The sequence below is a fragment of the Pseudomonas sp. R76 genome, from assembly GCF_009834565.1.
GTDB lineage: Bacteria > Pseudomonadota > Gammaproteobacteria > Pseudomonadales > Pseudomonadaceae > Aquipseudomonas.
In genome coordinates this window covers 2,059,821-2,085,920 of sequence record NZ_CP019428.1, presented here as the reverse complement: position 1 = coordinate 2,085,920, position 26,100 = coordinate 2,059,821, and the positions used below count along the sequence as shown (strand labels likewise).

The 26,100-nt window shown below is 61.4% G+C and carries 21 protein-coding genes and 1 pseudogene; 8 read left to right on the top strand and 14 right to left on the bottom strand.

Features of this window, described 5'->3' with window-relative positions:
• Positions 1–2: 2 nt before the first annotated feature.
• The 5 genes from hisC to mtnA all read right to left on the bottom strand — a co-directional run bounded on the left by hisC (position 3) and on the right by mtnA (position 7,696).
• Complete coding sequence (hisC, locus tag PspR76_RS09525; RefSeq protein WP_159954964.1) at positions 3–1,115, bottom strand: histidinol-phosphate transaminase; 1,113 nt, start codon at positions 1,113–1,115, stop codon at positions 3–5.
• A gap of 9 nt (positions 1,116–1,124) precedes the next feature.
• On the bottom strand, positions 1,125–2,219 hold the full coding sequence (gene pheA, locus PspR76_RS09520) for a prephenate dehydratase (RefSeq protein WP_003172650.1): 1,095 nt from the start codon (positions 2,217–2,219) through the stop codon (positions 1,125–1,127).
• A complete protein-coding gene (gene serC, locus PspR76_RS09515; RefSeq protein WP_159954963.1) occupies positions 2,219–3,304 on the bottom strand; it encodes a 3-phosphoserine/phosphohydroxythreonine transaminase in 1,086 nt (361 codons plus the stop codon). The genes pheA and serC overlap by 1 nt, the downstream gene beginning before the upstream one ends.
• 242 nt (positions 3,305–3,546) lie before the next feature.
• Positions 3,547–6,201 (bottom strand): DNA gyrase subunit A, encoded by a 2,655-nt coding sequence (gyrA, locus tag PspR76_RS09510; RefSeq protein WP_159954962.1) that lies wholly within the window; start codon positions 6,199–6,201, stop codon positions 3,547–3,549.
• 424 nt (positions 6,202–6,625) lie between these two features.
• The gene (gene mtnA / locus PspR76_RS09505; protein WP_159954961.1) at positions 6,626–7,696 is read right to left on the bottom strand and encodes an S-methyl-5-thioribose-1-phosphate isomerase; all 1,071 of its coding nucleotides are present in this window, start codon (positions 7,694–7,696) and stop codon (positions 6,626–6,628) included.
• Between the two features lie 109 nt (positions 7,697–7,805).
• Between mtnA and PspR76_RS09500 the strand changes: the two genes are divergently transcribed.
• The 4 genes from PspR76_RS09500 (at position 7,806) to PspR76_RS09485 (ending at position 11,494) form a co-directional block, all read left to right on the top strand.
• Entirely contained in the window at positions 7,806–9,137 is a 1,332-nt protein-coding gene (locus tag PspR76_RS09500) for a TRZ/ATZ family hydrolase (RefSeq protein ID WP_159954960.1), read from the top strand.
• Positions 9,138–9,201: 64 nt separating this feature from the next.
• Positions 9,202–9,900 carry a bifunctional 2-polyprenyl-6-hydroxyphenol methylase/3-demethylubiquinol 3-O-methyltransferase UbiG gene (ubiG, locus tag PspR76_RS09495; protein WP_003172645.1) on the top strand — a complete coding sequence of 233 codons (699 nt, stop codon included), beginning with the start codon at positions 9,202–9,204 and terminating at the stop codon, positions 9,898–9,900.
• A gap of 4 nt (positions 9,901–9,904) precedes the next feature.
• On the top strand, positions 9,905–10,576 hold the full coding sequence (mupP, locus tag PspR76_RS09490; protein WP_159954959.1) for an N-acetylmuramic acid 6-phosphate phosphatase MupP: 672 nt from the start codon (positions 9,905–9,907) through the stop codon (positions 10,574–10,576).
• Positions 10,577–10,753: 177 nt separating this feature from the next.
• Positions 10,754–11,494, top strand: coding sequence for a YciK family oxidoreductase (locus PspR76_RS09485; RefSeq protein ID WP_159954958.1), 741 nt, complete (start codon positions 10,754–10,756; stop codon positions 11,492–11,494).
• Between the two features lie 160 nt (positions 11,495–11,654).
• Here the strand turns inward: PspR76_RS09485 and PspR76_RS09480 are convergent, their stop codons facing one another.
• From PspR76_RS09480 to PspR76_RS09455, 6 genes and pseudogenes are all read right to left on the bottom strand, one after another.
• Positions 11,655–13,169 carry an ABC transporter substrate-binding protein gene (locus PspR76_RS09480; protein WP_159954957.1) on the bottom strand — a complete coding sequence of 505 codons (1,515 nt, stop codon included), beginning with the start codon at positions 13,167–13,169 and terminating at the stop codon, positions 11,655–11,657.
• Between the two features lies 1 nt (position 13,170).
• Positions 13,171–14,112: an ABC transporter ATP-binding protein gene (locus tag PspR76_RS09475; protein WP_159961379.1), complete on the bottom strand. Its 942-nt coding sequence runs from the start codon at positions 14,110–14,112 to the stop codon at positions 13,171–13,173.
• 56 nt (positions 14,113–14,168) lie between these two features.
• Positions 14,169–15,122, bottom strand: a pseudogene (locus tag PspR76_RS09470) (ABC transporter ATP-binding protein); the annotation flags it as partial.
• Complete coding sequence (locus PspR76_RS09465) at positions 15,119–15,976, bottom strand: ABC transporter permease (RefSeq protein ID WP_159954956.1); 858 nt, start codon at positions 15,974–15,976, stop codon at positions 15,119–15,121. The pseudogene PspR76_RS09470 and the gene PspR76_RS09465, both read right to left, overlap by 4 nt.
• Positions 15,973–16,920, bottom strand: coding sequence for an ABC transporter permease (locus PspR76_RS09460; protein ID WP_159954955.1), 948 nt, complete (start codon positions 16,918–16,920; stop codon positions 15,973–15,975). The genes PspR76_RS09465 and PspR76_RS09460 overlap by 4 nt, the downstream gene beginning before the upstream one ends.
• 3 nt (positions 16,921–16,923) lie before the next feature.
• On the bottom strand, positions 16,924–17,811 hold the full coding sequence (locus PspR76_RS09455) for a proline iminopeptidase-family hydrolase (protein ID WP_159954954.1): 888 nt from the start codon (positions 17,809–17,811) through the stop codon (positions 16,924–16,926).
• Positions 17,812–17,993: 182 nt separating this feature from the next.
• Between PspR76_RS09455 and PspR76_RS09450 the strand changes: the two genes are divergently transcribed.
• Both PspR76_RS09450 and PspR76_RS09445 read left to right on the top strand, forming a co-directional pair.
• A complete protein-coding gene (locus PspR76_RS09450; protein ID WP_159954953.1) occupies positions 17,994–18,758 on the top strand; it encodes a LuxR family transcriptional regulator in 765 nt (254 codons plus the stop codon).
• Between the two features lie 93 nt (positions 18,759–18,851).
• The gene (locus tag PspR76_RS09445) at positions 18,852–19,784 is read left to right on the top strand and encodes a proline iminopeptidase-family hydrolase (RefSeq protein WP_159954952.1); all 933 of its coding nucleotides are present in this window, start codon (positions 18,852–18,854) and stop codon (positions 19,782–19,784) included.
• A gap of 117 nt (positions 19,785–19,901) precedes the next feature.
• Here PspR76_RS09445 and PspR76_RS09440 read toward each other — a convergent pair whose 3' ends face one another.
• On the bottom strand, positions 19,902–21,404 hold the full coding sequence (locus PspR76_RS09440) for a nucleobase:cation symporter-2 family protein (protein WP_159954951.1): 1,503 nt from the start codon (positions 21,402–21,404) through the stop codon (positions 19,902–19,904).
• A gap of 158 nt (positions 21,405–21,562) precedes the next feature.
• Between PspR76_RS09440 and PspR76_RS09435 the strand changes: the two genes are divergently transcribed.
• Positions 21,563–22,399: a nucleoside-binding protein gene (locus PspR76_RS09435; RefSeq protein WP_159954950.1), complete on the top strand. Its 837-nt coding sequence runs from the start codon at positions 21,563–21,565 to the stop codon at positions 22,397–22,399.
• Positions 22,400–22,528: 129 nt separating this feature from the next.
• On the opposite strand, the gene punC is transcribed toward PspR76_RS09435, so the two are convergent.
• Positions 22,529–23,713: a purine nucleoside transporter PunC gene (gene punC, locus PspR76_RS09430; RefSeq protein WP_159954949.1), complete on the bottom strand. Its 1,185-nt coding sequence runs from the start codon at positions 23,711–23,713 to the stop codon at positions 22,529–22,531.
• A 122-nt stretch (positions 23,714–23,835) separates the two neighbouring features.
• Here punC and punR point away from each other — a divergent pair, with 122 nt between their 5' ends.
• Entirely contained in the window at positions 23,836–24,750 is a 915-nt protein-coding gene (punR, locus tag PspR76_RS09425) for a DNA-binding transcriptional activator PunR (RefSeq protein ID WP_159954948.1), read from the top strand.
• Positions 24,751–24,872: 122 nt separating this feature from the next.
• Here the strand turns inward: punR and PspR76_RS09420 are convergent, their stop codons facing one another.
• Complete coding sequence (locus PspR76_RS09420; protein WP_159954947.1) at positions 24,873–26,042, bottom strand: aspartate aminotransferase family protein; 1,170 nt, start codon at positions 26,040–26,042, stop codon at positions 24,873–24,875.
• Between the last annotated feature and the right edge of the window lie 58 nt (positions 26,043–26,100).

The window sequence follows — 26,100 nt, the reverse complement described above, 5'->3', positions numbered from 1 at the left end:
CATCAACCACGAGCCAGAACCTTGGCCAACGCCTCCAGTAAGCGGCTGTTTTCCGCCGGCAAACCAATCGTGATACGCAGGTGGTTCGGCATGCCGTAGTTGGCGACCGGACGCACAATTACGCCTTCGCGCAGCAGGCCCTGGAACACCGGGGCGGCCACTTGAGCGAGATCGACGCAAATGAAATTGCCTTTGGACGGAATCCAGCCCAGGCCCAACTCACGGAAGCCTTCCTGCAGTTGCAGCATGCCGCTTTCGTTGATGCGTCGCCCTTCTTCCAGGTACTCGGCATCTTTCACCGCAGCACACGCCGCCGCCAGGGCAAGGCTGTTGACGTTGAACGGCTGGCGCACGCGGTTCAGCACGTCGGCGACCACCGCCGTGGACAGGCCGTAGCCAACCCGCAGTGAGGCAAGGCCATAGGCCTTGGAGAAGGTGCGCGACACCAGCAGGTTCGGGTAAGCCGCCAGGAGGTCCAGGCCATCCGGCAGGTCGCTGCCTTCGGCGTACTCGATATAGGCCTCGTCCAGCACCACCAACACGTGCTCCGGCACGTCTTGCAGGAAGTCGTTCAACGCTTGCGCATCGAACCAGGTGCCGGTCGGGTTGTTCGGGTTGGCGATAAACACCACGCGGGTCTGGGCGTCGATGGCGGCCAACATGGCCGGCAGGTCGTGCCCCCAATCCTTGGCGGGAATCACGCGCGCATCGGCACCGACAGCCTGGGTAACAATCGGATAGACCGCGAATGCGTGCTCGCTGAACACTGCATTCAGCCCTGGCGCCAGATACGCGCGGCCGACCAGTTCAAGAATGTCGTTGGAACCGTTACCCAGGGTCACCTGGTTCAGCTCGACCCGGCAGTTTTCCGCCAGCAGGGATTTGAGGGCAAAACCGTTGCCGTCCGGATAGCGCGTCAGCTCGGCCAACTCTTCACGAATCGCCGCCAGTACCTTCGGGCTTGGCCCCAGCGGGTTTTCATTACTGGCCAGCTTGACGATCTTCGACGGGTCCAGGTTCAACTCACGCGCCAGCTCATCCACAGGCTTGCCTGGTACGTAAGGCGACAGTTGTTGCACGCCCGGCTGAGCCAGGGCGAGGAAGTTGCCACTCATGTTAAAGCCTCACAAAACCGCTTTCGGGTAAGAGCCCAGCACCTTGAGTGCTACGGCTTCCTGACTGATTTTCTCCAGCACACCTTTAACCAGCGGGTCGCGGTGGTGGCCGATGAAGTCGATAAAGAACACATACGTCCATTTACCGCTGCGCGAAGGGCGAGTTTCGATTCGCGTCAGGTCAATCCCGTTGTCGTGGAACGGCACCAGCAGCTCATGCAACGCGCCGGGCTTGTTGCTCATGGAGACAATAATCGAGGTCTTGTCGTCGCCGGTCGGCGGCACTTCCTGGCTGCCGATCATCAAGAAGCGCGTGGAGTTATCCGGGCGGTCCTCGATTTTTTCGGCCAGGCGCGTCAGGCCGTAGAGGCCCGCGGCCATATCACCGGCAATCGCCGCCGAGTTCCACTCACCCTTGACCCGCTTGGCCGCCTCAGCGTTACTGGAGACCGCCACGCGCTCGACATTCGGGTAATGCGCATCCAGCCACTTGCGACACTGGGCCAAGGACTGGGCGTGGGAGTAGATACGGCTGATGCTGTCGGTCTTGGTGTTCTCACCCACCAGCAGGTGGTGGTGGATGCGCAGCTCGACTTCGCCGCAGATCACCATGTCGTGCTCAAGGAAGCTGTCCAGCGTGTGGTTGACCGCGCCTTCGGTGGAGTTTTCCACCGGCACCACGCCAAAGTTCACCGCACCGGCCGCCACTTCACGGAACACTTCGTCGATCGCCGCCATCGGCTTGCTGATCACCGCGTGGCCGAAGTGCTTCATGGCCGCCGCCTGGGTGAAGGTGCCTTCAGGGCCGAGGTACGCGACTTTCAACGGCTGCTCAAGGGCCAGGCACGACGACATGATTTCACGGAACAACCGCGCCATCTCTTCGTTGCCCAACGGGCCCTTGTTACGTTCCATGACGCGCTTGAGCACCTGGGCTTCGCGCTCGGGCCGGTAGAACACCGGCACTTCGCCTTCCGCCAGGGACGCCATTTTCACCCGTGCCACTTCCTGGGCGCACCGCGCGCGCTCACTGATCAGCTCTAGGACTTTCTCGTCCAGACTGTCAATGCGTACGCGCAGAGCCTTGAGTTCTTGCTCAGACATTAGCCGTGTTCCTTTTCGAACTCTGCCATGTAGGCAACCAGCGCCTTGATGGCGTTGATGTCGACAGCGTTGTAAATGGAGGCGCGCATGCCACCGACCGAACGGTGGCCCTTGAGGTTCAGCAGGCCACGCGCGTCGGCACCGGCCAGGAACGGCTTGTCCAGACGATCATCAGCCAGACGGAACGGCACGTTCATCCACGAGCGGTCGGTGAGGTTGATTGGGTTGCTGTACAGGCCGCTGGCGTCGATGAAGTCGTACAGGGTGCGCTTCTTCTCTTCGTTCAGCTTGCCCATGGCGGCGACACCGCCCTGCTCCTTGAGCCACTCGAAAACCAAACCGGACAAATACCAGGCAAACGCCGGCGGGGTGTTGTACATCGAACCGTTATCGGCCGCGACCTTGTAGTTGAGCATGGTCGGGCACAGCGAACGGGCGCGACCCAGCAAGTCTTCACGGATGATGTTGACCAGGATGCCGCTCGGGCCGATGTTTTTCTGTGCACCGGCGTAGATCATGCCGTACTTGGACACGTCGATCGGGCGCGAGAGGATGTCCGAGGACATGTCGCACACCAATGGCACGTCACCCACTTGCGGTACCCAGTCGAATTCCAGGCCGCCGATGGTTTCGTTGGCGACGTAGTGAACGTAGGCCGCATCCGCAGACAACTTCCACTCGTTCTGACCCGGAATCGCGAAGTAGTCGTAAGGCTTGGCGGTGCCGGCCACATTGACGTGACCGTAGCGCGAGGCCTCTTCAATGGCCTTCTGGCCCCAGATACCGGTGTCGATATAGTCGGCAGTGCCGCCTTCGGGCAGCAGGTTCAGCGGAATCTGGGCAAACTGCTGGCTGGCGCCGCCTTGCAGGAACAACACTTTGTAATCGGATGGGATGTCCAGCAAGTCGCGCAAATCCTGCTCGGCCTTGGTGGCAATGGACACGAACTCATCGCTGCGATGGCTCATTTCCATCACGGAGAGGCCTTTTCCATGCCAGTCGAGGAGTTCACCCTGCGCACGCTGCAGGACTGCTTCAGGAAGCGCCGCGGGACCGGCACAGAAGTTATAGGCTCTCTTGCTCACATCCAATCTCACTCTGCTCTGGTTGGGGCTGCAATCATGTTCGGTAACGCGCTTTCTCTGGAGCGGACCTTTGTGGGAGCTGGCTTGCCTGCGATACAGGCACCTGGGTAGCTCAGTGATACCGAGGTGATGCTATCGCAGGCAAGCCAGCTCCCACAGGGACCGAGCCAGGACAAAAACTTGTGTTTCAAAGGGGACAAACAACAAGGGGGCGAATCTTCATCCGCCCCCTGTGTGTCCGCTTATTCCTGCGGTTCTTCTTCGTCTGCGGCAGCGTCGAGGGTTGGCTCGTCAACGTTGTCATCGCCTGCTGCGATCACCTCGCCTTCAAATTCCTCGCCTTCCAGCTCCTCGCCTTCGACTTCCGATGGCTCCTGCACACGCTCCAGGCCGACCAGTTTTTCGTCTTTGGCCAGCTTGATCAGCGTCACGCCCTGGGTGTTACGACCCAGGCTCGACACTTCAGCCACACGAGTACGTACCAGCGTGCCCTGGTCGGAAATCAGCATGATTTCCTCGCCATCGAGCACCTGGACCGCGCCGACCAGACGGCCGTTGCGATCGTTGCTGACCATGGCAATAACGCCCTGGCCGCCACGCTTGTACTCCGGGAACTCGCTGATGGCGGTACGCTTGCCATACCCACGCTCGGAAGCGGTGAGGATCTGGCTGCCTTCTTCCGGGATCAGCATCGAAATCAGCTTCTGCCCTTCCGGCAGACGCATGCCGCGCACACCGCGGGCGGTACGGCCCATGGCGCGAACGTCGGATTCCTTGAAGCGTGTCACTTTGCCGCCGTCGGAGAACAGCATGACTTCACGCTCGCCATCGGTAATGGCAGCGGAGATCAGTACGTCGCCTTCATCCAGCTCCAGGGCGATCAGGCCCACGCTGCGTTGACGGCTGAAGGATTCCAGCGGGGTCTTCTTCACGGTGCCTTTGGCGGTCGCCATGAAGATGAAGTGACCTTCGGTGTATTCCTCGACCGGCAGCATGGTGGTGATGTATTCATCACTGTCCAGCGGCAGCAGGTTGACCAGCGGGCGACCACGGGCGGCACGCGAGGCTTCAGGGATTTCGTAGGTTTTCAGCCAGTACACTTTGCCTTTGCTGGAGAACAGCAGCAGCGTGGTGTGGCTGTTGGCGACCAGCAGGTGAGCGATGTAGTCCTCATCCTTCACGCCGGTAGCCGATTTACCTTTACCACCACGACGCTGGGCCTGGTACGCAGCCAGCGGCTGGGTCTTGGCATAACCACCGTGGGAGATGGTCACCACACGCTCTTCTTCCGGGATCATGTCACCCAGGGTCAGGTCGAGGCGCGCATCGAGGATTTCGGTGCGGCGCACGTCGCCGTATTCGGCGCGGATCACTTCCAGTTCTTCGCGGATCACTTCCATCAGGCGCACGGCGCTGCTGAGGATGCGGATCAACTCGCCGATCTGGTTGAGGATCTCCTGGTACTCGGCCAGCAGCTTCTCGTGCTCCAGGCCGGTCAGGCGGTGCAGGCGCAGTTCCAGGATGGCCTGGGCCTGTTCCGGCGACAGGAAGTACTTGCCGTCACGCAGACCGTATTGCGGGTCGAGGGTCTCCGGGCGGCACGAATCGGCACCGGCACGTTCAACCATCGCCACAACGGCGCTGGATTCCCACGGCATCTTGATCAGGGCTTCTTTAGCTTCCGACGGCGTCGGCGAAGCCTTGATCAGCGCGATAACCGGGTCAATGTTCGACAGGGCAACCGCCTGGCCTTCCAGGATGTGCCCACGCTCGCGCGCTTTACGCAGTTCGAACACGGTACGGCGTGTGACGACTTCGCGGCGGTGACGCACGAAGGCTTCCAGCAGATCCTTGAGGTTCAGGATGCGCGGGCGACCGTCGATCAGTGCAACCACGTTGATACCAAACACGCTTTGCAGCTGGGTCTGGGCGTAGAGGTTGTTGAGGATCACCTCAGGCACTTCGCCACGACGCAGTTCGATCACTACGCGCATACCGTCTTTGTCGGACTCGTCGCGCAGCTCGGTGATGCCTTCGAGCTTCTTCTCTTTAACCAGCTCGGCGATCTTCTCGATCAGACGCGCCTTGTTCAGCTGGTAAGGCAGCTCGGTAATGACGATCTGCTGGCGGCCACCGACCTTGTCGATGTCTTCGATGATCGAGCGGGCGCGCATGTAAATGCGGCCGCGACCGGTGCGGTAGGCTTCGATGATGCCGGCGCGACCGTTGATGATCGCCGCGGTCGGGAAGTCCGGGCCGGGGATGTATTGCATCAGCTCATCGACGGTCAGCTCAGGGTTGTCGATGAGGGCCAGGCAACCGTCGATGACTTCACCGAGGTTGTGTGGCGGGATGTTGGTGGCCATGCCCACGGCGATACCGCTGGAGCCGTTGACCAGCAGGTTGGGAATACGGGTTGGCATGACCGCCGGGATCATTTCGGTGCCGTCGTAGTTCGGCACCCAGTCCACGGTTTCTTTATGCAGGTCGGCCAGCAGCTCGTGCGCCAGCTTGGTCATGCGCACTTCGGTGTATCGCATGGCCGCAGCGTTGTCGCCGTCGACCGAACCGAAGTTGCCCTGGCCGTCTACCAGCAGGTAGCGCAGGGAAAACGGCTGGGCCATCCGAACGATGGTGTCGTACACCGCAGTGTCGCCGTGAGGGTGATACTTACCGATCACGTCACCGACAACACGGGCAGATTTCTTGTACGGCTTGTTCCAGTCGTTACCCAGCTCGCTCATCGCGAACAGCACACGCCGGTGCACGGGCTTCAAGCCATCGCGCGCATCAGGCAGTGCCCGACCGACAATTACGCTCATCGCGTAGTCGAGGTAGGACTGTTTCAGCTCGTCTTCGATATTGACCGGGAGGATTTCTTTGGCCAGTTCGCCCATGAGAAGCCTGATTCCTTTTTCGGGTGAAACCTCGTCACATCCATATGGGACGAACGAAGCTCGCCGCTGCCGGCAGAGTGCCTGACAACGACTTACGACAAATCAACGAGTTATGACACGGATCTGCACGTTATAGGCAGCCCCTCGGGGCCACCCTGGAAACCGCCGGATGTTATCACAATCGCCGCCACGCACCTATCCCCCTGATGCGCATGGAGGCTAGTAATTTGACGGATGACAGGCTTGAGGGGGACGAGAGAGGCTCAGAAGTGGGTTGATGCTATTTTCAAGGTTCAGATCCAAGGATTTTGTTGACTTTGAAGGCCCATTCGCGAGCAAGCCCGCTCCCACACTTGAATGTGTTCACAATTCAAATGTGGGAGCGGGCTTGCTCGCGAATGCAATCTCACAGGCGCCACCCTCCTCAATGCAACCGCTTACGGCACATCAACTTGGCCAACTTGGCCGTATCCGGCCGCTCGACGACGCCTTTTTCGGTCACGATCACATCAATCAGGTCGGCCGGCGTCACGTCAAACACCGGGTTAAACGCCGCAACCTCCAAGCGCTGGCCCATCACATCCAGCAACTCAGCCGCCTCACGCTCTTCCAGGCTGACGTCTTCGCCGGTGGCCATCATCAAATCAAGCGTCGAACTCGGCGCCACCACCATGAAGCGCACGCCATGGTGCATCGCGCACACGGCCAGCTGATAGGTGCCGATGGTGCCGATCACATCACCGTTGGCGGCAATGCAGTCGGCGCCGACGATCACCCAGGTCACGCCCTTGGTCTTGAGGATATGCGCGCCGGCCGAGTCAGCATTGACCGTCACCGGGATGCCCTCGCCTGCCAGCTCCCACGCGGTCAGCCGCGAACCTTGCAGCCAGGGCCGCGTTTCATTGACATAGACATGTTCAACCAAACCTTCAAGGAAGGCCGCGCGAACCACCCCAAGGGCCGTGCCGACGCCGCCCGTGGCCAGCGCACCGGCATTGCCGTGGGTCAGGATCGCCTGAGCGTTGCCTTGGTGTTTGCGAATCCGATCGAGGCCCAATTGGGCCATGACCACATTGGCCTCCCGATCACTTTCATGGATCGCGATGGCTTCGGCTTCCAGCACCGCCAGCGGGTCGGCGTGCTTCTTGACGCGGTCGAGGCGATCGCGCATGCGCTTCAAGGCCCAGAACAGGTTCGACGCGGTCGGGCGGCTATCGGCCAGGAGCGCGTAGTCTTCTTCCCACGCAGCCTGCCAATCACCGCCTTCAGCGATGCGTTCACGGGCGGCGAGCACCAGGCCATAGGCGGCGCTGATACCAATCGCCGGGGCGCCGCGCACCACCATCGTGCGAATCGCGTCGGCGACTTCAGCCGCGGTAGTGCAGGCAACCCAGGCTTCCCGGGACGGCAAGGCACGCTGATCGAGCAGGTGCAGTGCGCCATCACGCCACTCGATGGCCCTCACGTTGTCTGCCGCTAACAGTCGGTCGCGCATCCCTTACCCCGCACTCATGAACAAAAGCCGCCGATTATAGCGATCCGCCAGCCAGGACGCTCGGGTATACTTCGCCCTTCTTTTATAGCTGCCTGGGAAGAAGCCTGCGATGACCTCCACTGCCGCCCCGCTCGACCTGTTGCTGCTGCCCACTTGGCTGGTGCCTGTCGAACCTGCCGGCGTGGTGCTCAAGGAACATGGCCTGGGCATCCGTGATGGGCGCATTGCCTTTATCGGGCCGCGGGCTGCGGCCTTGAAGCTGGCGGCCAGTGAAGTACGCGAGCTGCCGGGCATGTTGCTCAGCCCCGGTCTGATCAACGCCCACGGGCACGCGGCGATGAGCCTGTTTCGCGGCCTGGCCGATGACCTGCCATTGATGACCTGGCTGGAAAAGCATATCTGGCCCGCCGAAGCCAAATGGGTCGATGAAGCCTTCGTGCGCGACGGCACCGACCTGGCTATCGCCGAACAGCTCAAGGGTGGCATCACCTGCTTCTCCGACATGTACTTCTACCCCAAGGTCGCCAGCGACTGCGTGCACAACAGCGGCATGCGCGCGCAAATCGCGATTCCGATCCTCGACTTCCCGATTCCCGGCGCCAGCACACCCGACGAGGCGATTCGCCAGGGCGTCGAGCTGTTCGGCGACCTCAAGCACCACCCGCGCATCAAGATCACCTTCGGGCCCCACGCGCCGTACACCGTGTGCGACGAAAACCTGGAGAAAATCCGCATCATCGCCGAAGAGCTGGACGCGTCCATTCATATGCACGTGCACGAAACCGCCTTCGAAGTGCAGCAAGCCGTCGAGAAGACGGGTGAGCGCCCATTGGCGCGCCTGGGCCGCCTCGGCCTGCTCGGCCCGCGCTTCCAGGCCGTTCATATGACCCAAATCAGCGAGGATGACCTGGCTTTGCTGGTAGAAAGCAACACCAGCATCATCCATTGCCCGGAATCGAACCTGAAACTGGCCAGCGGCTTTTGCCCGGTGGAGCGTCTGTGGCAGGCTGGCGTCAACGTGGCGATCGGCACCGATGGCGCCGCCAGCAACAATGACCTTGACCTGTTGGGCGAAACCCGTACCGCCGCGCTGCTGGCCAAGGCCGTCGCCGGCTCGGCCACCGCCCTGGATGCCCACCGCGCCCTGCGCATGGCCACGCTCAACGGCGCCCGCGCCATGGGCATGGAAAGCGAGATTGGCTCGCTGGAAGTCGGCAAGGCTGCCGATATCGTGGCCTTTGATCTTTCAGGGCTGGCGCAACAACCGATCTACGATCCGGTCTCACAGCTTATATATGCCACCGGACGCGATTGTGTGAAACACCTTTGGGTCGCCGGCAAGCAGTTGCTCGACGACCGGCAATTGACCCGCATGGATGAACAACAGTTGACCGCCACGGCCATTGCCTGGGGCCAACGCATCAGCGGGCACAGCGAATAACGCCGATCTTGAACCCTGGCGTTCAAGACCGGCAGACCGATTTATCAGATTTAGAGGATTCACCATGAGCAACGTCGACCACGCCGAAATCGCCAAATTCGAAGCCCTGGCTCACCGCTGGTGGGACCGCGAAAGCGAGTTCAAACCCCTACACGACATCAACCCGCTGCGGGTCAACTGGATTGACGAACGCGTCAACCTGGCCGGCAAGAAGGTGCTCGACGTCGGTTGCGGCGGCGGCATCCTCAGCGAAGCCATGGCCCAGCGTGGCGCCACCGTAATGGGCATCGACATGGGCGAAGCGCCACTGGCCGTGGCTCAACTGCACCAGCTGGAATCCGGCGTGAGCGTGGAATACCGCCAGATCACCGCCGAAGCCCTGGCCGAGGAAATGCCCGAGCAGTTCGACGTGGTCACCTGCCTTGAGATGCTCGAGCACGTGCCCGACCCGTCCTCGGTGATCCGCGCGTGCTTTCGCATGGTCAAGCCGGGCGGCCAGGTGTTCTTCTCCACCATCAACCGCAACCCCAAGGCCTACCTGTTCGCGATCATCGGCGCTGAATACATCATGAAGCTGCTGCCACGCGGCACCCATGACTTCAAGAAATTCATCCGCCCCTCCGAGCTGGGCGCCTGGAGCCGTCAGGCCGGGCTGACCGTCAAAGACATCATCGGCCTGACCTACAACCCACTGACCAAGCACTACAAGTTGGCCAGCGACGTTGACGTCAACTACATGATCCAGACCCTGCGCGAGGAGTAAGCCTGTGAAGTTGCGAGCGGTTCTCTTCGATATGGACGGTACGTTGCTGGACACCGCGCCGGACTTCATCGCGATCTGCCAGGCGATGCGCGCCGATCGCGGCCTGGCGCCGATCAACGACCAGCACATCCGTGATGAAATCTCCGGTGGCGCGCGGGCGATGGTCGCCGTGACCTTCTCGATGGACCCCGAATCCCCAGGCTTTGAAGAACTGCGCCTGGAGTTCCTGGAGCGCTACCTCAAGGGCTGCGCGATCCACAGCAAACTGTTCGACGGCATGGAAGAACTGCTGCAGGACATCGAAAAATCCAAGCTGGTGTGGGGCGTGGTCACCAACAAGCCGCTGCGCTTTGCCGAACCGATCATGCAGCAGTTGGGCCTGGCCGAGCGCTCGGCGCTGCTGATCTGCCCGGACCACGTAAAGAACAGCAAGCCAGACCCGGAACCGCTGATCCTGGCGTGCAAGATGCTCGACCTGGACCCGGCCAGCGTGCTGTTCGTGGGCGATGACCTGCGTGACATCGAGTCCGGCCGCGACGCCGGCACCCGCACCGCCGCGGTTACGTTCGGCTACATCCACCCGGACGACAACCCGCGCAATTGGGGCGCCGATGTGGTGGTGGATCACCCGCTGGAACTGCGCAAGGTGCTGGATAACGCACTGTGCAGTTGCTGATTGTTCGAAGATCTCACCCACACTGAGATCACTGTGGGAGCTGGCTTGCCTGCGATGACGGATTACCTGTCGCCAGAGGTGCTGGCTGGCAGACCGCCATCGCAGGCAAGCCAGCTCCCACCTGAAATGGATTCCACTTCAAGAGCTGTATCACCTTGAATTCTGTCGAGGCTATTTATGTTTGATTACTCCGCACGCCCAGAACTGCTCAAAGGCCGGGTAATCCTGGTGACCGGTGCCGGTCGCGGGATTGGCGCCGCAGCGGCAAAAACCTACGCCGCCCATGGCGCCACCGTGTTGTTGCTGGGCAAGACCGAAGCCAACCTGGCCCAGGTGTATGACGAGATCGAAGCGGCGGGCCAACCGCAGCCGGTGGTGATTCCGTTCAACCTGGAAACCGCCCTGCCCCATCAATACGATGAGCTGGCCGCGATGATCGAAAAGGAGTTCGGCCACCTCGACGGCCTGCTGCACAACGCCTCGATCATCGGCCCACGCACGCCGATCGAGCAGTTGTCCGGTGAAAACTTCATGCGAGTGATGCACGTCAACGTCAACGCAATGTTCATGCTGACCAGCACCTTGCTGCCACTGCTCAAGCTGTCCCAGGACGCGTCGGTGGTGTTCACCTCCAGCAGCGTCGGGCGCAAAGGCCGGGCGTACTGGGGCGCGTATGGCGTGTCGAAATTTGCAACCGAAGGCTTGATGCAAACCCTGGCCGATGAGCTGGAAGACGTCGCCTCGGTACGCGCCAACAGCATCAACCCAGGCGGTACACGCACCAGCATGCGCGCCCAGGCCTACCCCGGTGAAAACCCGATGGAACGGCCGGCGCCGGAAGAAATCATGCCGGTGTACCTGTACCTGATGGGGCCGGACAGTGCCGGCATCAATGGGCAAGCGTTTGATGCGCAGTAACCTGCCGCTCCGCTGATCGTTCCCACACTCCGCTGATCGTTCCCACGCTCCGCGTGGGAATGCCGCCAAGGACGCTCCGCGTCCCGCTTATGCAAGGGTGACGCGGAGCGTCATAGGATTCATTCCCACGCAGAGCGTGGGAACGATCAAGCGGTGAGGTTTAGTTTTTCACCACTTCTTCCAGGGTAAAACGCCCCAGCGGGTTCTGCAGGAAGTTGCTCACATTCTTGCGTGAGATGTTGATGTACGGGCTGTAGTACAAGTCGATCCAGTTCACGTCCTGTTTCGCCAGCTTCTGCAATTCCACATACATCTGCTCACGCTTGACCGGGTCGGCCTCGATCCGCGCCGCCGCCACCAGTGCCTTGACCTTGTCGTTCTTGTAGCGGGTCATGTAGTTCTGGTTGGTGTCGTGGCCCAGCACGAAGGTGGTCTTCTGGTCCGGGTCGAGGATGTCGTTGGTCCAGTACATCACCGAAATATCGTACTCACCGTCCACCAGCATCTGCCAGCTTTGGGTCGGGTCGACTTTCTGCAGGTTGGCGGTCACACCAACCTTGGCCAACTGGTCCTTGATGATCACCGCAATCTGCTCGTCGGCTTCGTTGCCGGCGTTGACCACGTAATTGAGCTTCAAGTCCTTGGCGCCAGCCTCTTCCAGCAGTTTCTTGGCAGCGGTCGGGTCATACGGGCGTTGCAGGTTGTTGGCGTAGTGGTACAGCGAGCCTTTGGGGATGTAGGAATAGGCCACGGTGCCTTGACCGTAGGTGGCGGTCTTGACCAGCGATTGTTTATCGATGGCCATGTCCAGCGCCTCGCGCACCTGCTGCTTGGCCAGCAGGCCGTGGGCGTGGTTGATCAGCAAGTGATCTTCACGGGTGGACGGGTCGGCGTGGATCACTACGTTTTTGTCTTTCTTCAGCTCTTCGACGCGGGAGAACGGTACGAAGATCGCCGTGTCGAGTTCGTTGTTCTGCACCATGCGCATGCGCGTATTGTCATCGGTGACCGACACCCACTCCACGCCATCCAGGCTGACGTTTTTGGCCTGCCAGAAGTTCGGGTTCTTCTTGAGAATGACCCGATCGCCCTTGCGCCACTCTTCCACGGTAAACGCTCCGGAGGTCACCGGGTTTTCCGAGTAGGCGTCTTCGCCCATTTTGGTCATGGCCTTTTCCGACAGGATCGACACCGTCGGCGACGCCAATTGCGAGAGGAAGGCTACAGCCGGGGTTTTCAGGGTGACTACCAGCGTTTGCGGGTCCGACGCCTTGGCGGTGTTGATCAGGCTGAACGGGTCGCTCCACAGCGAGGCCTTGTTGTCGCGGATACGCAGCAAGCTGAACGCCGCATCGTCGGCGGTGATCGGCGAGCCGTCGGAGAACTTCGCCTCGCGCAATTTGAAGGTGTAGGTCAGGCCGTCCTTGGAAATCTCCCAGCTTTGCGCCAGGCCCGGTTCCATCTTGGTGCCCAGGTTATCCACGCGCACCAGCGTGTCGTAGACGTTGGCGAACACCCAGGTGTCGCGGTTTTGCGCGCTTTTGATCGGGTCGAAGGTGGTGCTGTCTTCACGGCAGCCGATGGTCAGTACGCCGGCGGCTTGCGCCAAGCCAGCGGTAAGAGACCACGCCGTTAATGTAGCGGCGGCGAGCAACTTCAAGTGACGGGATTGCATGTCATAACTCCTTGTTTAGGACGGCAGAAAGGGTCAATGGCTGTTCAAGCACGCAACTGTATCGATGCTCGTGCAGGAAATGCGTCGGCGGCAACACCACGGAACACATCGTCCGGGCATGTCGGCAACGCGGGTGAAAGGCGCAGCCTGTAGGCAAATTCAGCGGGCTTGGTGGCTCGCCCGGCAATGGTTCTGCAGGCAATGGCCGATGCGGATCGATCTCGGGGATCGCCTCGATCAACGCCGCCGTGTACGGATGGCGCGGCGCGGTAAACACCGCTTCCACCGGCCCTTCTTCGACGATCTTGCCCAAGTACATCACCGCCACGCGGTCGCACAGGCGACGCACAATGGCCAGGTCGTGGGCGATAAACAGAATCGCCAGGTTCATGCGCTGTTGCAGTTCCAGCAGCAGGTTGATGATCTGGCCCTGGATCGACACATCCAGCGCCGCCACGCATTCATCGGCGATGATCAAGCGCGGCTCCACCGCCAAGGCACGCGCGATACCGACGCGCTGGCACTGGCCGCCGCTGAGGGAAGCGGGTTTGCGACTAGCCAGTTCGGGGCGCAGGCCGACCAGGTCGAGCAGTTCATTGACGCGCGCCGCGATCTGTTGCGGGGCGACTTTGCGCTGCACGCGTAACACTTCGCCGATGGTTTCGCCGATGGTGTGGCGGGGGTTCAGCGCGGCGTACGGGTCCTGGAAGATCATCGCGGTATCATGCCGCAGGCGCGCGATATCGATGGCACTGCCGTGGGCCATGTCGATGCCGTCAAACAGCACTTGGCCGGCGCTGATCGGGTTGAGGTGCAGGATCGCCCGGCCGAGCGTGCTCTTGCCGCTGCCGGACTCGCCGACCAGCCCCAGGGTTTCGCCTGCGGCCAGGTTCAGCGACACGCCGTTGACCGCCCTCACCCACTGTTTATTGAGGCTGAACATGCCCGTGCCGGACGCGGCAAAACGCACCTCAAGGTCCTTGATCTGCAACAGGCTTGTGGGCGATCTCCCAACGGATAGTGACACGCCACCCGCGTGCCTTCCGGCAGCACCTCGGTACACAACGCGCGCGCCTGCGGGCAGCGCGGGTTGAAGCGGCAACCGTCGGGCAATGCATCCAGCAACGGCGGCTGCCCGGGAATCGTGCGCAGCAAGGCGTGGCCACTGCTGTGGGCCGGTTGGCAATCGATCAGGCCGGCGGTGTACGGGTGTTGCGGATGGGCCAGCAGGTCGTACTTGCTGCCGTGCTCGCACAGGCGCCCCCCGTACATCACCGCGATGGAGTCGCAGGTCTGCGCCACCACCCCGAGGTCGTGGGTGATCATGATGATCGACAGGCCGCGCCTGTCGCGCAGGTCCAGCAACAGGCGCAGGATTTGCGCCTGCACCGTCACATCGAGGGCGGTGGTCGGCTCGTCGGCGATCAGCACTTTCGGGTTGCAACCCAGCGCCACGGCAATCATCGCGCGCTGGCGCATGCCACCGGAAAACTCGTGTGGGTAATTGTCGACCCGCACCTTGGGATCGGGAATGCCCACCTGACGCAGCACCTCGATGGCCTGCAGGCGCGCGTCTTTTTTCGACGCGCCCTGGTGCAGGCGGATGCCCTCGGCGATCTGCTCGCCGATGCGCATCAACGGGTCGAGGTGGCTGCTGGGGTTCTGGAAGATCATGCCCAATTGCCCGCCGCGTATGGCGCGCATGCCGGCGTCATCCAACGCCAACAAGTCTTGCCCGGCCAGGCGCACAGCACCGCCTTGCACGCGCAGGTTGGGCGACGGCAACAGGCGCATCAGCCCGCGACAGGCCATGGTCTTGCCCGAGCCGCTCTCGCCCACCAGCCCGAGGATCTCACCTTCGGCCAGGTCAAAGGACACCCGGTCGACCAAGGTGACATCGCGCCCGGCATTGTGGGCGATCACGCTGAGGTCCCGCACCTGAAGCAGGCTCATGTGCGCTCCCCCAACACGTGCGCCACGCCATCGGCGAGCAGGCTGAAACCCATGGCCAAGGTGACGATTGCCAGCCCCGGAAACGTGCAGATCCACCAGGCGGTGGTGATAAACGCCTGCCCTTCGGCGACCATCGTGCCCCACTCGGCGGTCGGCGGCTGCACGCCCAGGCCCAAGTAGCTCACGGCGGCGCCGTTGAGCAGCACCAGCACCGCGTCAGACATGGAAAACACGATCGAGCCGAACATCGCGTTGGGCAGCAAGTGCCGAAACAGAATGCGCCCATGGCCAAAGCCCAGGCTCTTGGCGGCCAGGGCGAACTCGCTTTCCTTGAGCACCAGGATTTGCGAGCGAATCAGCCGCGCGTACGACACCCAGCCCACCAGCGCCATGGCGATATAGAAGCTCTGCAAGCCGGGGCCGAGGATGGCCATGATCGCCAGCATCAACACCAGGAACGGAAAGGCCAGGATCACGTCGATCACACGCATGCAGAAGCTGTCGAAGCGCCCGCCGATATAGCCGGACACCGCGCCAATGAAAGTGCCGATCATGAAAGGGAAAATCACCCCGACAATCGCCAGTTGCAGGTCGATGCGCGCGCCCCAGATCACCCGCGAAAGAATGTCGCGCCCGTAGTTATCCGTGCCAAACGGATGGGCCAGGCTGGGCCCGAGCAAACTGATCTCGGTGTTTTGCGCAATCGGGTCAAAAGGTGCGATCCACGGCGCAAACAGCGCCAGGGCCAACCACAGCAGCAGAATCAACAGGCCCCACGCGGCGGTCAGCCGACCGTTGCGAAAACCGAAACGCAGGCGCAAACGCCAGGGGGCAATCAGTGGGCGGCTGCTCATTGCATGTTCACCCGTGGGTCGAGGGTGACTGTCACCACGTCGGCGAGGAAGTTGACCACCACCGTCGCACACGCCAGCACCATCGCCACGCCCTGCACCACCATGTAGTCGCGGGTGAAGATGCCGCGCACCAGCAATTGGCCGATGCCGGGAATCGCGAACAGGCTCTCGATCACCACCGTGCCGCTGATCAGCCAGCCGATATTCACCGCCAGCAGGTTGACCGCCGGCACCAGCGAATTGGGCAACACATGCCGGCGGAACACGGCGGCCTCCGACAGCCCACGCGCGCGGGCGGCGGTGACGTGATCGGCCTGCAACTCCATCAACATGCTCGCCCGCAGGTTGCGCACCAGCACCGCCGACAGGGCCAGAGCGATGGTCAGGCACGGCAGCAGCATATGGTGGGCTTTATCCAGCCAGGTGCGTCCATAGCCGGACACCGGGAACAGGCCCCACTTCACACTCAGCAACAGAATCAACATCAAGCCCAGCCAGAATGCGGGCATGCCCAGGCCGACCGTGGTGAACACCCGGATCAGGTTGTCTGCCCAGCCGCCTTTATTGCGCGCCGCCCAGGTCGCCAACGGCAGCGCAATCAACAGCGCCAGCACCACACTGCCGAGCACCAGCACCAGCGTCGGCTCGATACGGGTGACGATCAGCTTCAACGCGTCGACCTTATACAGCAGGGATTGGCCGAGATCGCCCTTGAGCAGGTTCTTGAGGAAGTAGAAATATTGCAGCCACAACGGCTGATCGAGGCCGTATTGGGCACGGATTTTCAGCAGGGCATCCGGCGTGCTGCGCGAGCCGAGCAAGGCCCGCGCCGGGTCGCCGGGAATCGAACGCACCAGCACAAAGGTGATCAGGCTGATGCCAAACAGCACCGGCAGCAATTGCAGCGGCCGGGACAGCACAAAACGGTAGCGCGCCAGGTTCATCCGTCAGCCCCGGTGACGCGCGAGGAAGTCCAGCAGCACCGGGAAGTACGCGTGGGGCTCCTCATAAAAAGGCATGTGGCTGCTGTTGGGGAACACGTGCAGTTCGGCATGCCTGGCGGCCAGTTTCATGCGATGGGCACAGGCGGGCGTGAGCTCATCGTGCTGGCCGGTGGTGATCAGGATCGGCATGCTGAACTCGGCCATCTCGGGGATGCGGTTCCAGTCCTTGAGGTTGCCGATGTAGAGGAACTCGTTAGGGCCTTGCATGGTTTCGTAGGGGCCCATGTTCCAGTCACCGAGCGAGCGCTTGACCGGCTCCGGCCATTCGTCCAGCCGGCAGACGTGGCGGTAGTTGAGCAAGGTAATGGCGGCCTGGTATTGCGGATGATCCAAGGTGCCCATGGCTTCGTGGCGCTGCATCATGGCCACGGTTTCGCTGCCGAGGGCGCCGCGCAGGCGTTCAAGCTCCTGGGACAGGTGCGGAATGTCGCCGACGGTATTTGAAAGGATCAGGCTTTTCAGCGCATGGGGATAGTGGATGGCGTATTCGATGCCCAACCAGCCGCCCCAGGAATGCCCGAGCAAGTGCACACGGCCCAAGCCGAGGGCCTGGCGCACGGTTTCGACTTCTTCGACATAACGGCCGATTTCCCACAAGGCAACGTCGGTGGGTCTGGCTGATGCGCCGGTGCCAAGCTGGTCGAATGCAACCACTCGCAGGTTATGGTCTTTGAGCCAGCCATGGGCGTCGCGCAAGTAGTCACACGGCAGGCCCGGACCGCCGTTGAGACACAAGAGCACCTCATCGCCATCGCCAAAGCTGTAGACCACGAGGTTATGGCCGTCGACTTGCACGTTGTATTGCTGGTCGGGGGCAACTTCACGCCACATGCATACATTCCTTGTGTTGTATCGGCCTGGCAGGTAGCGGCCGTTTACAGGCCAACACTACCGAGGATGCCGCGCGTCCATAACCTAGTATTTCTTATAGGTTTGGCCTGGCAGTCCTTCGCCGGGGCGTGGCATTCTACTTGCCGCAAGTCGAGATTCAAATGAATTCGGGAGCAGAACGGATGCTGGCCAAGCTTACTGCCTTCAATAACCGTCTCATGCCAGGCAGGAGCCTGGATGAACAGATGGACAATACGTTTATCCTCGCCCAGCAGTTGGGCTTCGATGCGCTGGTGTACGACTACACGCCGGTGCCGATTGACCAGGACGGCTCACTGATCACCCCTTCGGTGCTGGAACTGCGCAATACGCCGCCCGACTGGCACGCGTTATGGTGCAGCGAAGGCTTCTACCAGATCGACCCGGTGCAACATCTGGCCCTGAGCACGGTGTCGCCGTTCGTGTGGTCCTACGAGGCGAAAGCCGATACCGCACTGCAAAAGATCATCGACCCGTGCCACGCGCCGGTTTCCTCTTACCTGCATGAGCGCCAACTGACCTGCGGTGTCAGCGTGCCCATCCACTTGCCGCGCGGCGGCTTCGCGTCACTGACCGGCCTGCGCACCGGCAAGGCGCGTACGGTATTGAAGGACGCGCAGCAGACCCTGGCGGACTTCAGCCTGATCACCCATGCCCTGCAGGAAGCGGCCTACCCGCTGTTCAGCAAAGAACTACGCACGTACCCGCATATTCACCTGACCAAACGCGAACGCGAATGCCTGAAATGGGCCGCCGATGGCCTTACGGCCGCTGAAATCGCCACGCAGTTGAGCCGCTCATTGGCGGTAGTGACCCTGCACCTGGCCTCGGCGATGCACAAACTGGGGGCCAAGAACCGCGTGCAGGCGGTGGTGCGCGCCACCCATTACCGTTTGCTGGAAGACTGACCCGTCAGCAAAACCTAGCTGTTTTGCTAGTTACTTAAACGTTGCGTGACGATTATTGTAGCCCTGATCCTTTTTTTCAGAGCAGGGTACGAAATGGAATTCTTCGAGAAAGTCCGCGAAGGCTATGCGGCCTTCGGCGCCTACCAGACCTGGTATCGCGTGACAGGCGACCTGACCACCGGCCGTACACCGTTGGTGATCATTCACGGCGGCCCCGGCTGCACGCACGACTATGTCGACGCCTTCAAAGACGTGGCGGCCAGCGGCCATGCGGTGATTCACTACGACCAACTGGGCAATGGGCGCTCCACCCACTTGCCGGATAAGGACGCGTCGTTCTGGACCATCGACCTGTTCCTCGCCGAGTTGGACAACCTGCTCGACCACCTGCAAATCAGCGATAACTACGCGATCCTCGGGCAATCCTGGGGCGGCATGCTCGGCAGCGAACACGCGATTTTGCAGCCCAAGGGCCTGCGCGCGTTTATCCCGGCGAACTCCCCCACGTGCATGCGCACCTGGGTCAGCGAAGCCAACCGCCTGCGCAAACTGTTGCCGGAAGGCGTGCATGAAACCCTGCTTAAACACGAACAGGCCGGCACCTACCAGGACCCGGAATACCTCGTCGCTTCGCGGATTTTTTATGACCAGCACGTGTGCCGCGTCAACCCGTGGCCGGAAGAAGTGGCGCGCACTTTTGCCGCCGTGGATGCCGACCCGACTGTGTACCACGCCATGAGTGGCCCGACCGAGTTTCACGTGATCGGCAGCTTGAAGGATTGGAATGTGATTGGCCGGCTGTCGGCGATCAAGGTGCCGACCCTGGTGATCTCCGGCCGGCACGACGAGGCCACGCCGTTAGTGGTCAAGCCGTTCCTGGATGAAATCGCGGACGTGCGCTGGGCGCTGTTTGAAGACTCCAGCCACATGCCCCACGTGGAAGAGCGCCAGGCGTGCATGGGCACAGTGGTGAAGTTTTTGGATGAGGCCTGTTCAATGCCGCACAAAGTCCTCAAGGCCGGCTAATTGATCGTTCCCACGCTCCGCGTGGGAATGCGCCCTTGGACGCTCTGCGTCCGCTCTCAAGGTCGTGACGCGGAGCGTCACAGAATGCACGCCCACGCAGAGCGTGGGAGCGATCATTTAGACTTCGGTCGTCTCGGGCTTCACCGTCTTCCTGGGTACATCCGCCACCACCGGAATCTCCTTCCCCTCAGCATCAAACAACTTGCCGCCGCTGAAGTAATCCCCATCGCGCAATGCCGCCACATCGTGGAAGCACAAGCTGCGCTCAGTCCCCGCCACGAACACCGATTGCTGGTCCGAGTTACCGGCGGTGAAGTGGTTGAACGCCAGGTTCAGCAGGATCGCCATGATCGCCGACGAACTGATGCCTGAGTGGAAAATGGTCGCGAACCACGTTGGGAAGTGGTCGTAGAAGTTCGGCGCGGCGATGGGGATCATGCCGAAACCGATGGAGGTGGCAACGATGATCAGGTTCATGTTGTTGCGGTAATCCACCTTCGACAAGGTGCGAATACCACTGGCCGCCACGGTGCCGAACAGCACAATCCCGGCGCCGCCGAGCACCGAGGTGGGCACGGCGGCAATCACCCGGCCCATAAAGGGCAGCAGGCCGAGCACCACCAGGAACACCCCGCCCGTCGCCACCACAAAGCGACTTTTCACCCCGGTTACCGCCACCAAACCGACGTTCTGGGCGAACGCACTTTGGGTGAATGAGCCAAAGATCGGCGCGAACATGCTCGACAGCATGTCGGCGCGCAAGCCGTTACCCAGGCGCTTGGAGTCGACCTTGGTGTCGATGATCTCGCCCACCGCGAGGATGTCCGCCGAGGTTTCCACCAAGGTCACCATGACCACGATGCACATGGAAATGATCGCCGCCAGGTGAAAGGTCGGCATGCCGAAATGGAAAGGTGTGGGGAAACCGAACATCGGCCCTTGAGCAACGCCGGAGAAGTCGGCCATGCCGAGAAACACCGCGATCACGGTGCCGATCACCATGGCCAGCAGGATCGACAGGCGCGAGATGGTCGCGCTGCCGATCTTGCTCAGCAACAACACCAGCACCAGGGTCAGCGCCGCCAGGCCGATATTGGCCGTGCTGCCGAAATCCGCCGCGCGGCTGTTGCCGCCCATGGCCCAGCGCGCTGCCACTGGCATCAGCGTCAGGCCAATCGTGGTGATCACAATGCCGGTGACCAGTGGCGGGAAAAACTTGGTGATCCGTGAGAACACCGGCGTGATCAACAGCCCGATAAACGACGCGGCCATCACCGCCCCGAGAATCGCCGGCACCCCGCCCGCGCCATCACTGCCGACAATCGCCACCATGGTTGCCACACCGGCAAACGACACGCCCTGCACCAGCGGCAGCTGGCAGCCAAAAAACGGCAGGCCGAGCGTCTGCAACAGCGTGGCCAAGCCACCGGCAAACAATGACGCGGCAATCAACAGGCCGATGTCCGCCGGAGACAAACCGGCCGCCTGGCCAACGATCAACGGCACGGCAACAATGCCGCCGTACATGGTGAGCACATGCTGCAGGCCGTAAGCCATGTTGGCCGCGACGCCGAGATTCTCATCTTCTGGCCGCTGCGGTGACGCCTTCGGGATAGTCATGGTGAGGGGTTCTCTGTTTTTGTTGTGCGAACACTGTATGCAATGTTTGGACTTGATGTCCATATAGTTGTATACAATCAATCGAACAAGATACCCTCCATCGGCGTTACAAAAACAATCCGGCCGTCATGAGCCAGAACGCCAAAGGACCGATAACAATGAAAAAGGCATTACAGGGCGCAACCGTTGCACTCACCCTTCTCGGCGGCGGGGAGGCTGTCGCGGTGGAATGGATGAACAACAGCGTAGGATTTCGCTACGGCCAGCACTTCACCAATCCGAATAACCCGAATGATTTCAGCAAGCGCATCTACAGCTTTACCCACGCCAGCGGCTACCAATACGGCAGCAACTACCTGAACCTGGATGTGTTCCTGTCCGACAGCCACGACCCGCGCAAGGGCACCGACCATGGCGGCAGTGAGGTTTACGCTGTTTACCGGCATCAGCTGTACGCGTCGCGGGTATTTGACGTGCCGCTCGGCACCGGGCTGATCAAGGACTATGCGCTGACCCTGGGCTTCGACGCCAACCGCAACAACAACAACGCTGCCTCAGCCAAAAAACGCGCACTGGTGATCGGCCCGACGTTGAAGTTCAACACCGTCGGCGTGCTGGATTTGAGCCTGATGTACTACAAGGAAAGAAACCACACCGGCATCCCCGGCGCGCAGGAGTCGAACCACACGTTCGACGACACCTACATGCTCAACCTGACGTGGATGCGCCCGTTCGACATCGCCAACCACGCGGCGAAGTTCCAGGGGTTCATCAATTACGTCGGGGAAAAAGGCGAGGACTACCACGGCCGTGACACCGCACCGGAAACACTGATGCGCAGCGCGCTGATGGTGGCGGTGCGGCCGGGTAAAAGCGTGAAGCCGAACCTGTATCTCGGCGTGGGGTATGAGTACTGGCACAACAAGTTCGGCGTGGATGGTGGGCGGGGTACTCGAACGTCAACGCCGACGTTGAATATGGAAGTCACCTTCTAGCCACTGAACAAACCCAATCAACTGTGGGAGCTGGCTTGCCTGCGATGCAGACACCTCGGTACTTCAGAATCACCGAGTCGATGCTATCGCAGGCAAGCCCGCTCCCACAGGTTTGATCCCATTTCAGCTTTAGGCGTTGGCGAGCTCGGAATTGTCCGCCTTCGGCCGCGCCAGCCAGTAACCCAACACCGCCAGCGGCGCCGTCGCCAACATCACAATCACAGTGATCAACAACGGCTGATCAATCATCGACGACACCAGCAGGCTGCTGAGAAAGCACAGCCCCAGTTGCAAGGTGTTTTGCAGTGCTGCCGCCTTGCCGGAATTTTCCGCAAACGGCATCAGCGCATTCGCCACCACGATCGGGTAGCTCGCACCGTTGACCAGCGCCATCAGGCAGAACGGGATCAGCAAAGTGGTCAGGGTCGGCACCGTCAACGTGGCGACCAGGTACAACGCCACCATGCTGATGCAATACGCCACCAGCAACCAGGGCAGCAGGGTTTTGCCCTGGTAATGCTGCAACGCGCTGCGGCAGCTGTAACCACCGATCAGAAAAGCCAGGGTCGGCAGCACGTAGCTCAGGCCGATGTCATTCGGGCTGTAACCCATATCGCCGAGGATGAACGGCGACGCGGTCAGCCAGGCAAAGAAACTGGCGGAACAGGCGGCGAAGATCATCACGTTGCCGGTGAACACGCGCGAGGTCAGCAACTGCCCATAACCGAGGCGCGAAGGCCCGCCCTGCTCTGCGCGACGTTTCGGCATCTTGCGCAGGAACAGCGTCGGCAGCAGCAATAGCAGCGACACGCCCAGCAACACCGCAAAGATCGCCTGCCAGCCGAAGTGATTCAACACCATCGCCCCCAGCAACGGCGCCAGCGCCGGTGACAGCGACATCAGCGGCATGATGCTGGCGAACACGCGGTGCGCCTTGTCAGCCGGGTAACGGTCGATCACCAGCGCCTGCCAACTGACGGCGGCGGAACACACGCCAATCGCCTGCATAAACCGCAACGCCAACAGCTGAGGCGCAGTTTCGACCCAGAACATGCCTGCGCAACCCAGCACGAACAGGCTCAGGCCGGTCAGTAGAATCGGCTTGCGCCCCAGTCGGTCGGACAACGGCCCCCACAACAACTGCCCCACCGCAAAGCCGGCGAGGAAAATACTCAAGCTGGCGCCCACGGCGCCCGCGCTAATGTGCAATTGCTCGCCCATGGCGCCGAACGCCGGCAAGTACATGTCCATGGCGAGATAACCGAGCATGCTCAGCCCCGCCAGATACCAGGTGAAACCAAAAGAATTTTTCATTGAAGCCTTGCTGAACCTGCCATCAAACTATTTGCTGACTGGCGCCTATTATTAAGCTGACAGTGAGTGTGTGAAGCGATAATAATTGGACACTCTTATCAAATAATTTGAAGGCAGCCGTAATGTGGTCAGAATATTCACTGGACGTCGTCGATGCCGTGGCACGCCACGGCAGCTTCAGCGCCGCCGCCCAGGAACTGCATCGCGTGCCGTCCGCCATCAGCTACACCGTGCGCCAGCTTGAAGAATGGCTGGCGGTGCCACTGTTTGTGCGCAGGCATCGCGATGTAGAACTGACGCCCGCCGGCCGTTTATTTATAGACGAAGCCCGCGGCGTGATGAAAAAAATGCTCGGCACCCGGCGCTTGTGCCAACAGGTGGCGAATGGCTGGAGCGGCCAATTGAAGGTGGCCGTGGACTCAATCGTCAAACCCCAGCGCTGTCGGCAGTTGGTACTGGACTTCTACCGGCAGTTCCCCGAAGTGGAACTGTTGCTGGAATACGAGGTGTACAACGGCGTGTGGGACGCCTTGGCCGATGAGCGCACCGACATCGTGATCGGCGCCACCAGCGCCGTACCGGTGGCCAGCCACTTCACCTTTCGTGACATGGGGCTGCTGAACTGGCTGTGTGTGGTCAGCGCCAGGCACCCACTGGCGGCGATGGACGGCTTGCTCAGCGACGACCAACTGCGCCCGTTCGCGTCGCTGTGCATGACCGACACCTCGCGCAACCTGCCCAAGCGCGACACCTGGACCCTGGATAACCAACGCCGGCTGGTGGTGCCCAACTGGGCCTCGGCGCTGGATTGCCTGCGCGATGGCCTGTGCGTCGGCATGGCCCCGGCGCATCAAGTGCTGCCGTGGATTGAACGCGGCGAGCTGGTGGCGCTGCAATTGAGCCGACCGTTCCCGGCCAGCCCGTCGTGCGTGGCGTGGGCGCAGAACAAGCTGTCGCCGGCGATGAGTTGGTTGCTGGAGTACCTGGGCGATACCGAAACCATGAATCAGGAATGGTTGAATGGCCCAGATCTCTAAAGGATGAAGGAGATCCCCTGTGGGAGCGGGCTTGCTCGCGAATGCGGTGGGTCAGTCACCCACTGTATTGCCTGACCCTGCGCATTCGCGAGCAAGCCCGTTCCCACATTTCGATCCGGTTTCTAATCCAATAGACGGGTGATGGCCCTTACGATCATCTCCACCTCTTTTGCATCCAGCGTCAGCGGCGGCAGCAACCGGATGATCGTGCCGCGCGTCACGTTGATCAGCAGGCCGTGCTCCTGCGCTGCGCGGTAGGCCAGGTCGCGATAAGGGCGAGCCAGTTCGATGCCGATCATCAAACCCTGCCCGCGAATCGCCAGCACCTGTGGATGCTCGCTCAATTCCACCCGCAACCTTGCCAGCAGCCGCTCGCCCTGTTGCGCAGCGTTCTGCAGCAAGCCTTGCTCCTCAATAATATCCAGCACCGTGCAGCCGACGCGGCAGGCCAGCGGGTTGCCGCCAAACGTGCTGCCGTGGCTGCCGGGGGTAAACAGCTGCGCCACCGCAGCCTTGGCCAGGCAGGCGCCGATGGGCACGCCGTTGCCGAGGCCTTTGGCCAGGGTCATCACGTCCGGGGTGATGCCTTCATGCTGGAACGCAAACCAGGCGCCGGTGCGGCCGATGCCGGTCTGGATTTCATCCAGCATCATCAGCCAACCGTGGCGCGTGCAGTGATCGCGCAGGGCTTTCAAGTAGCCGAGCGGCGCCAGCAGCACGCCACTTTCGCCCTGGATCGGCTCCAGCAGCACGGCCGCGATGCGCGTGCCGAACTGTTGAGTGATGGCTTCCAGTGCCGCCAGGTCGCCAAAAGCCACCTTGAGAAAATCCCCCGGCAAGCGCTGGAAGCCCAGGCGCACCGACGGCCCGTCGCTGGCCGCCATGGTGCCGAGGGTGCGCCCGTGAAAGGCGTTTTCCATCACCACCACCAGCGGTTCTTCGATGCCTTTTTTCCAGCCATGCAGCCGAGCGAGTTTCAGCGCCGTCTCGTTGGCTTCGGCGCCGGAGTTGTTGAAGAACGCACGGTCCAGGCCGGACAGCTGTGCCAAACGCTGGGCCAGGCGCTGTTGCCAGTCGATGCTGTAAAGGTTGGAGGTGTGCAGCAACAAGCCCGCCTGCTCACTGATCGCCGTCACCAGTCTGGGGTGGGAATGGCCGACATTGGTCACCGCCACACCGGCCACCGCGTCGAGGTATTCACGGCCCTGCTGGTCCCACAGGCGCGTGCCCAGGCCACGGGTAAAGCTCAGGGCCAGGGGTTGATACGTGGTCATCAGGCAGGCGGCGGTCATGGTGGCAAGCTCCAGTGCATCGTTGGGATGCGTGCAGTATCGTTAGCCACTAGAGCTG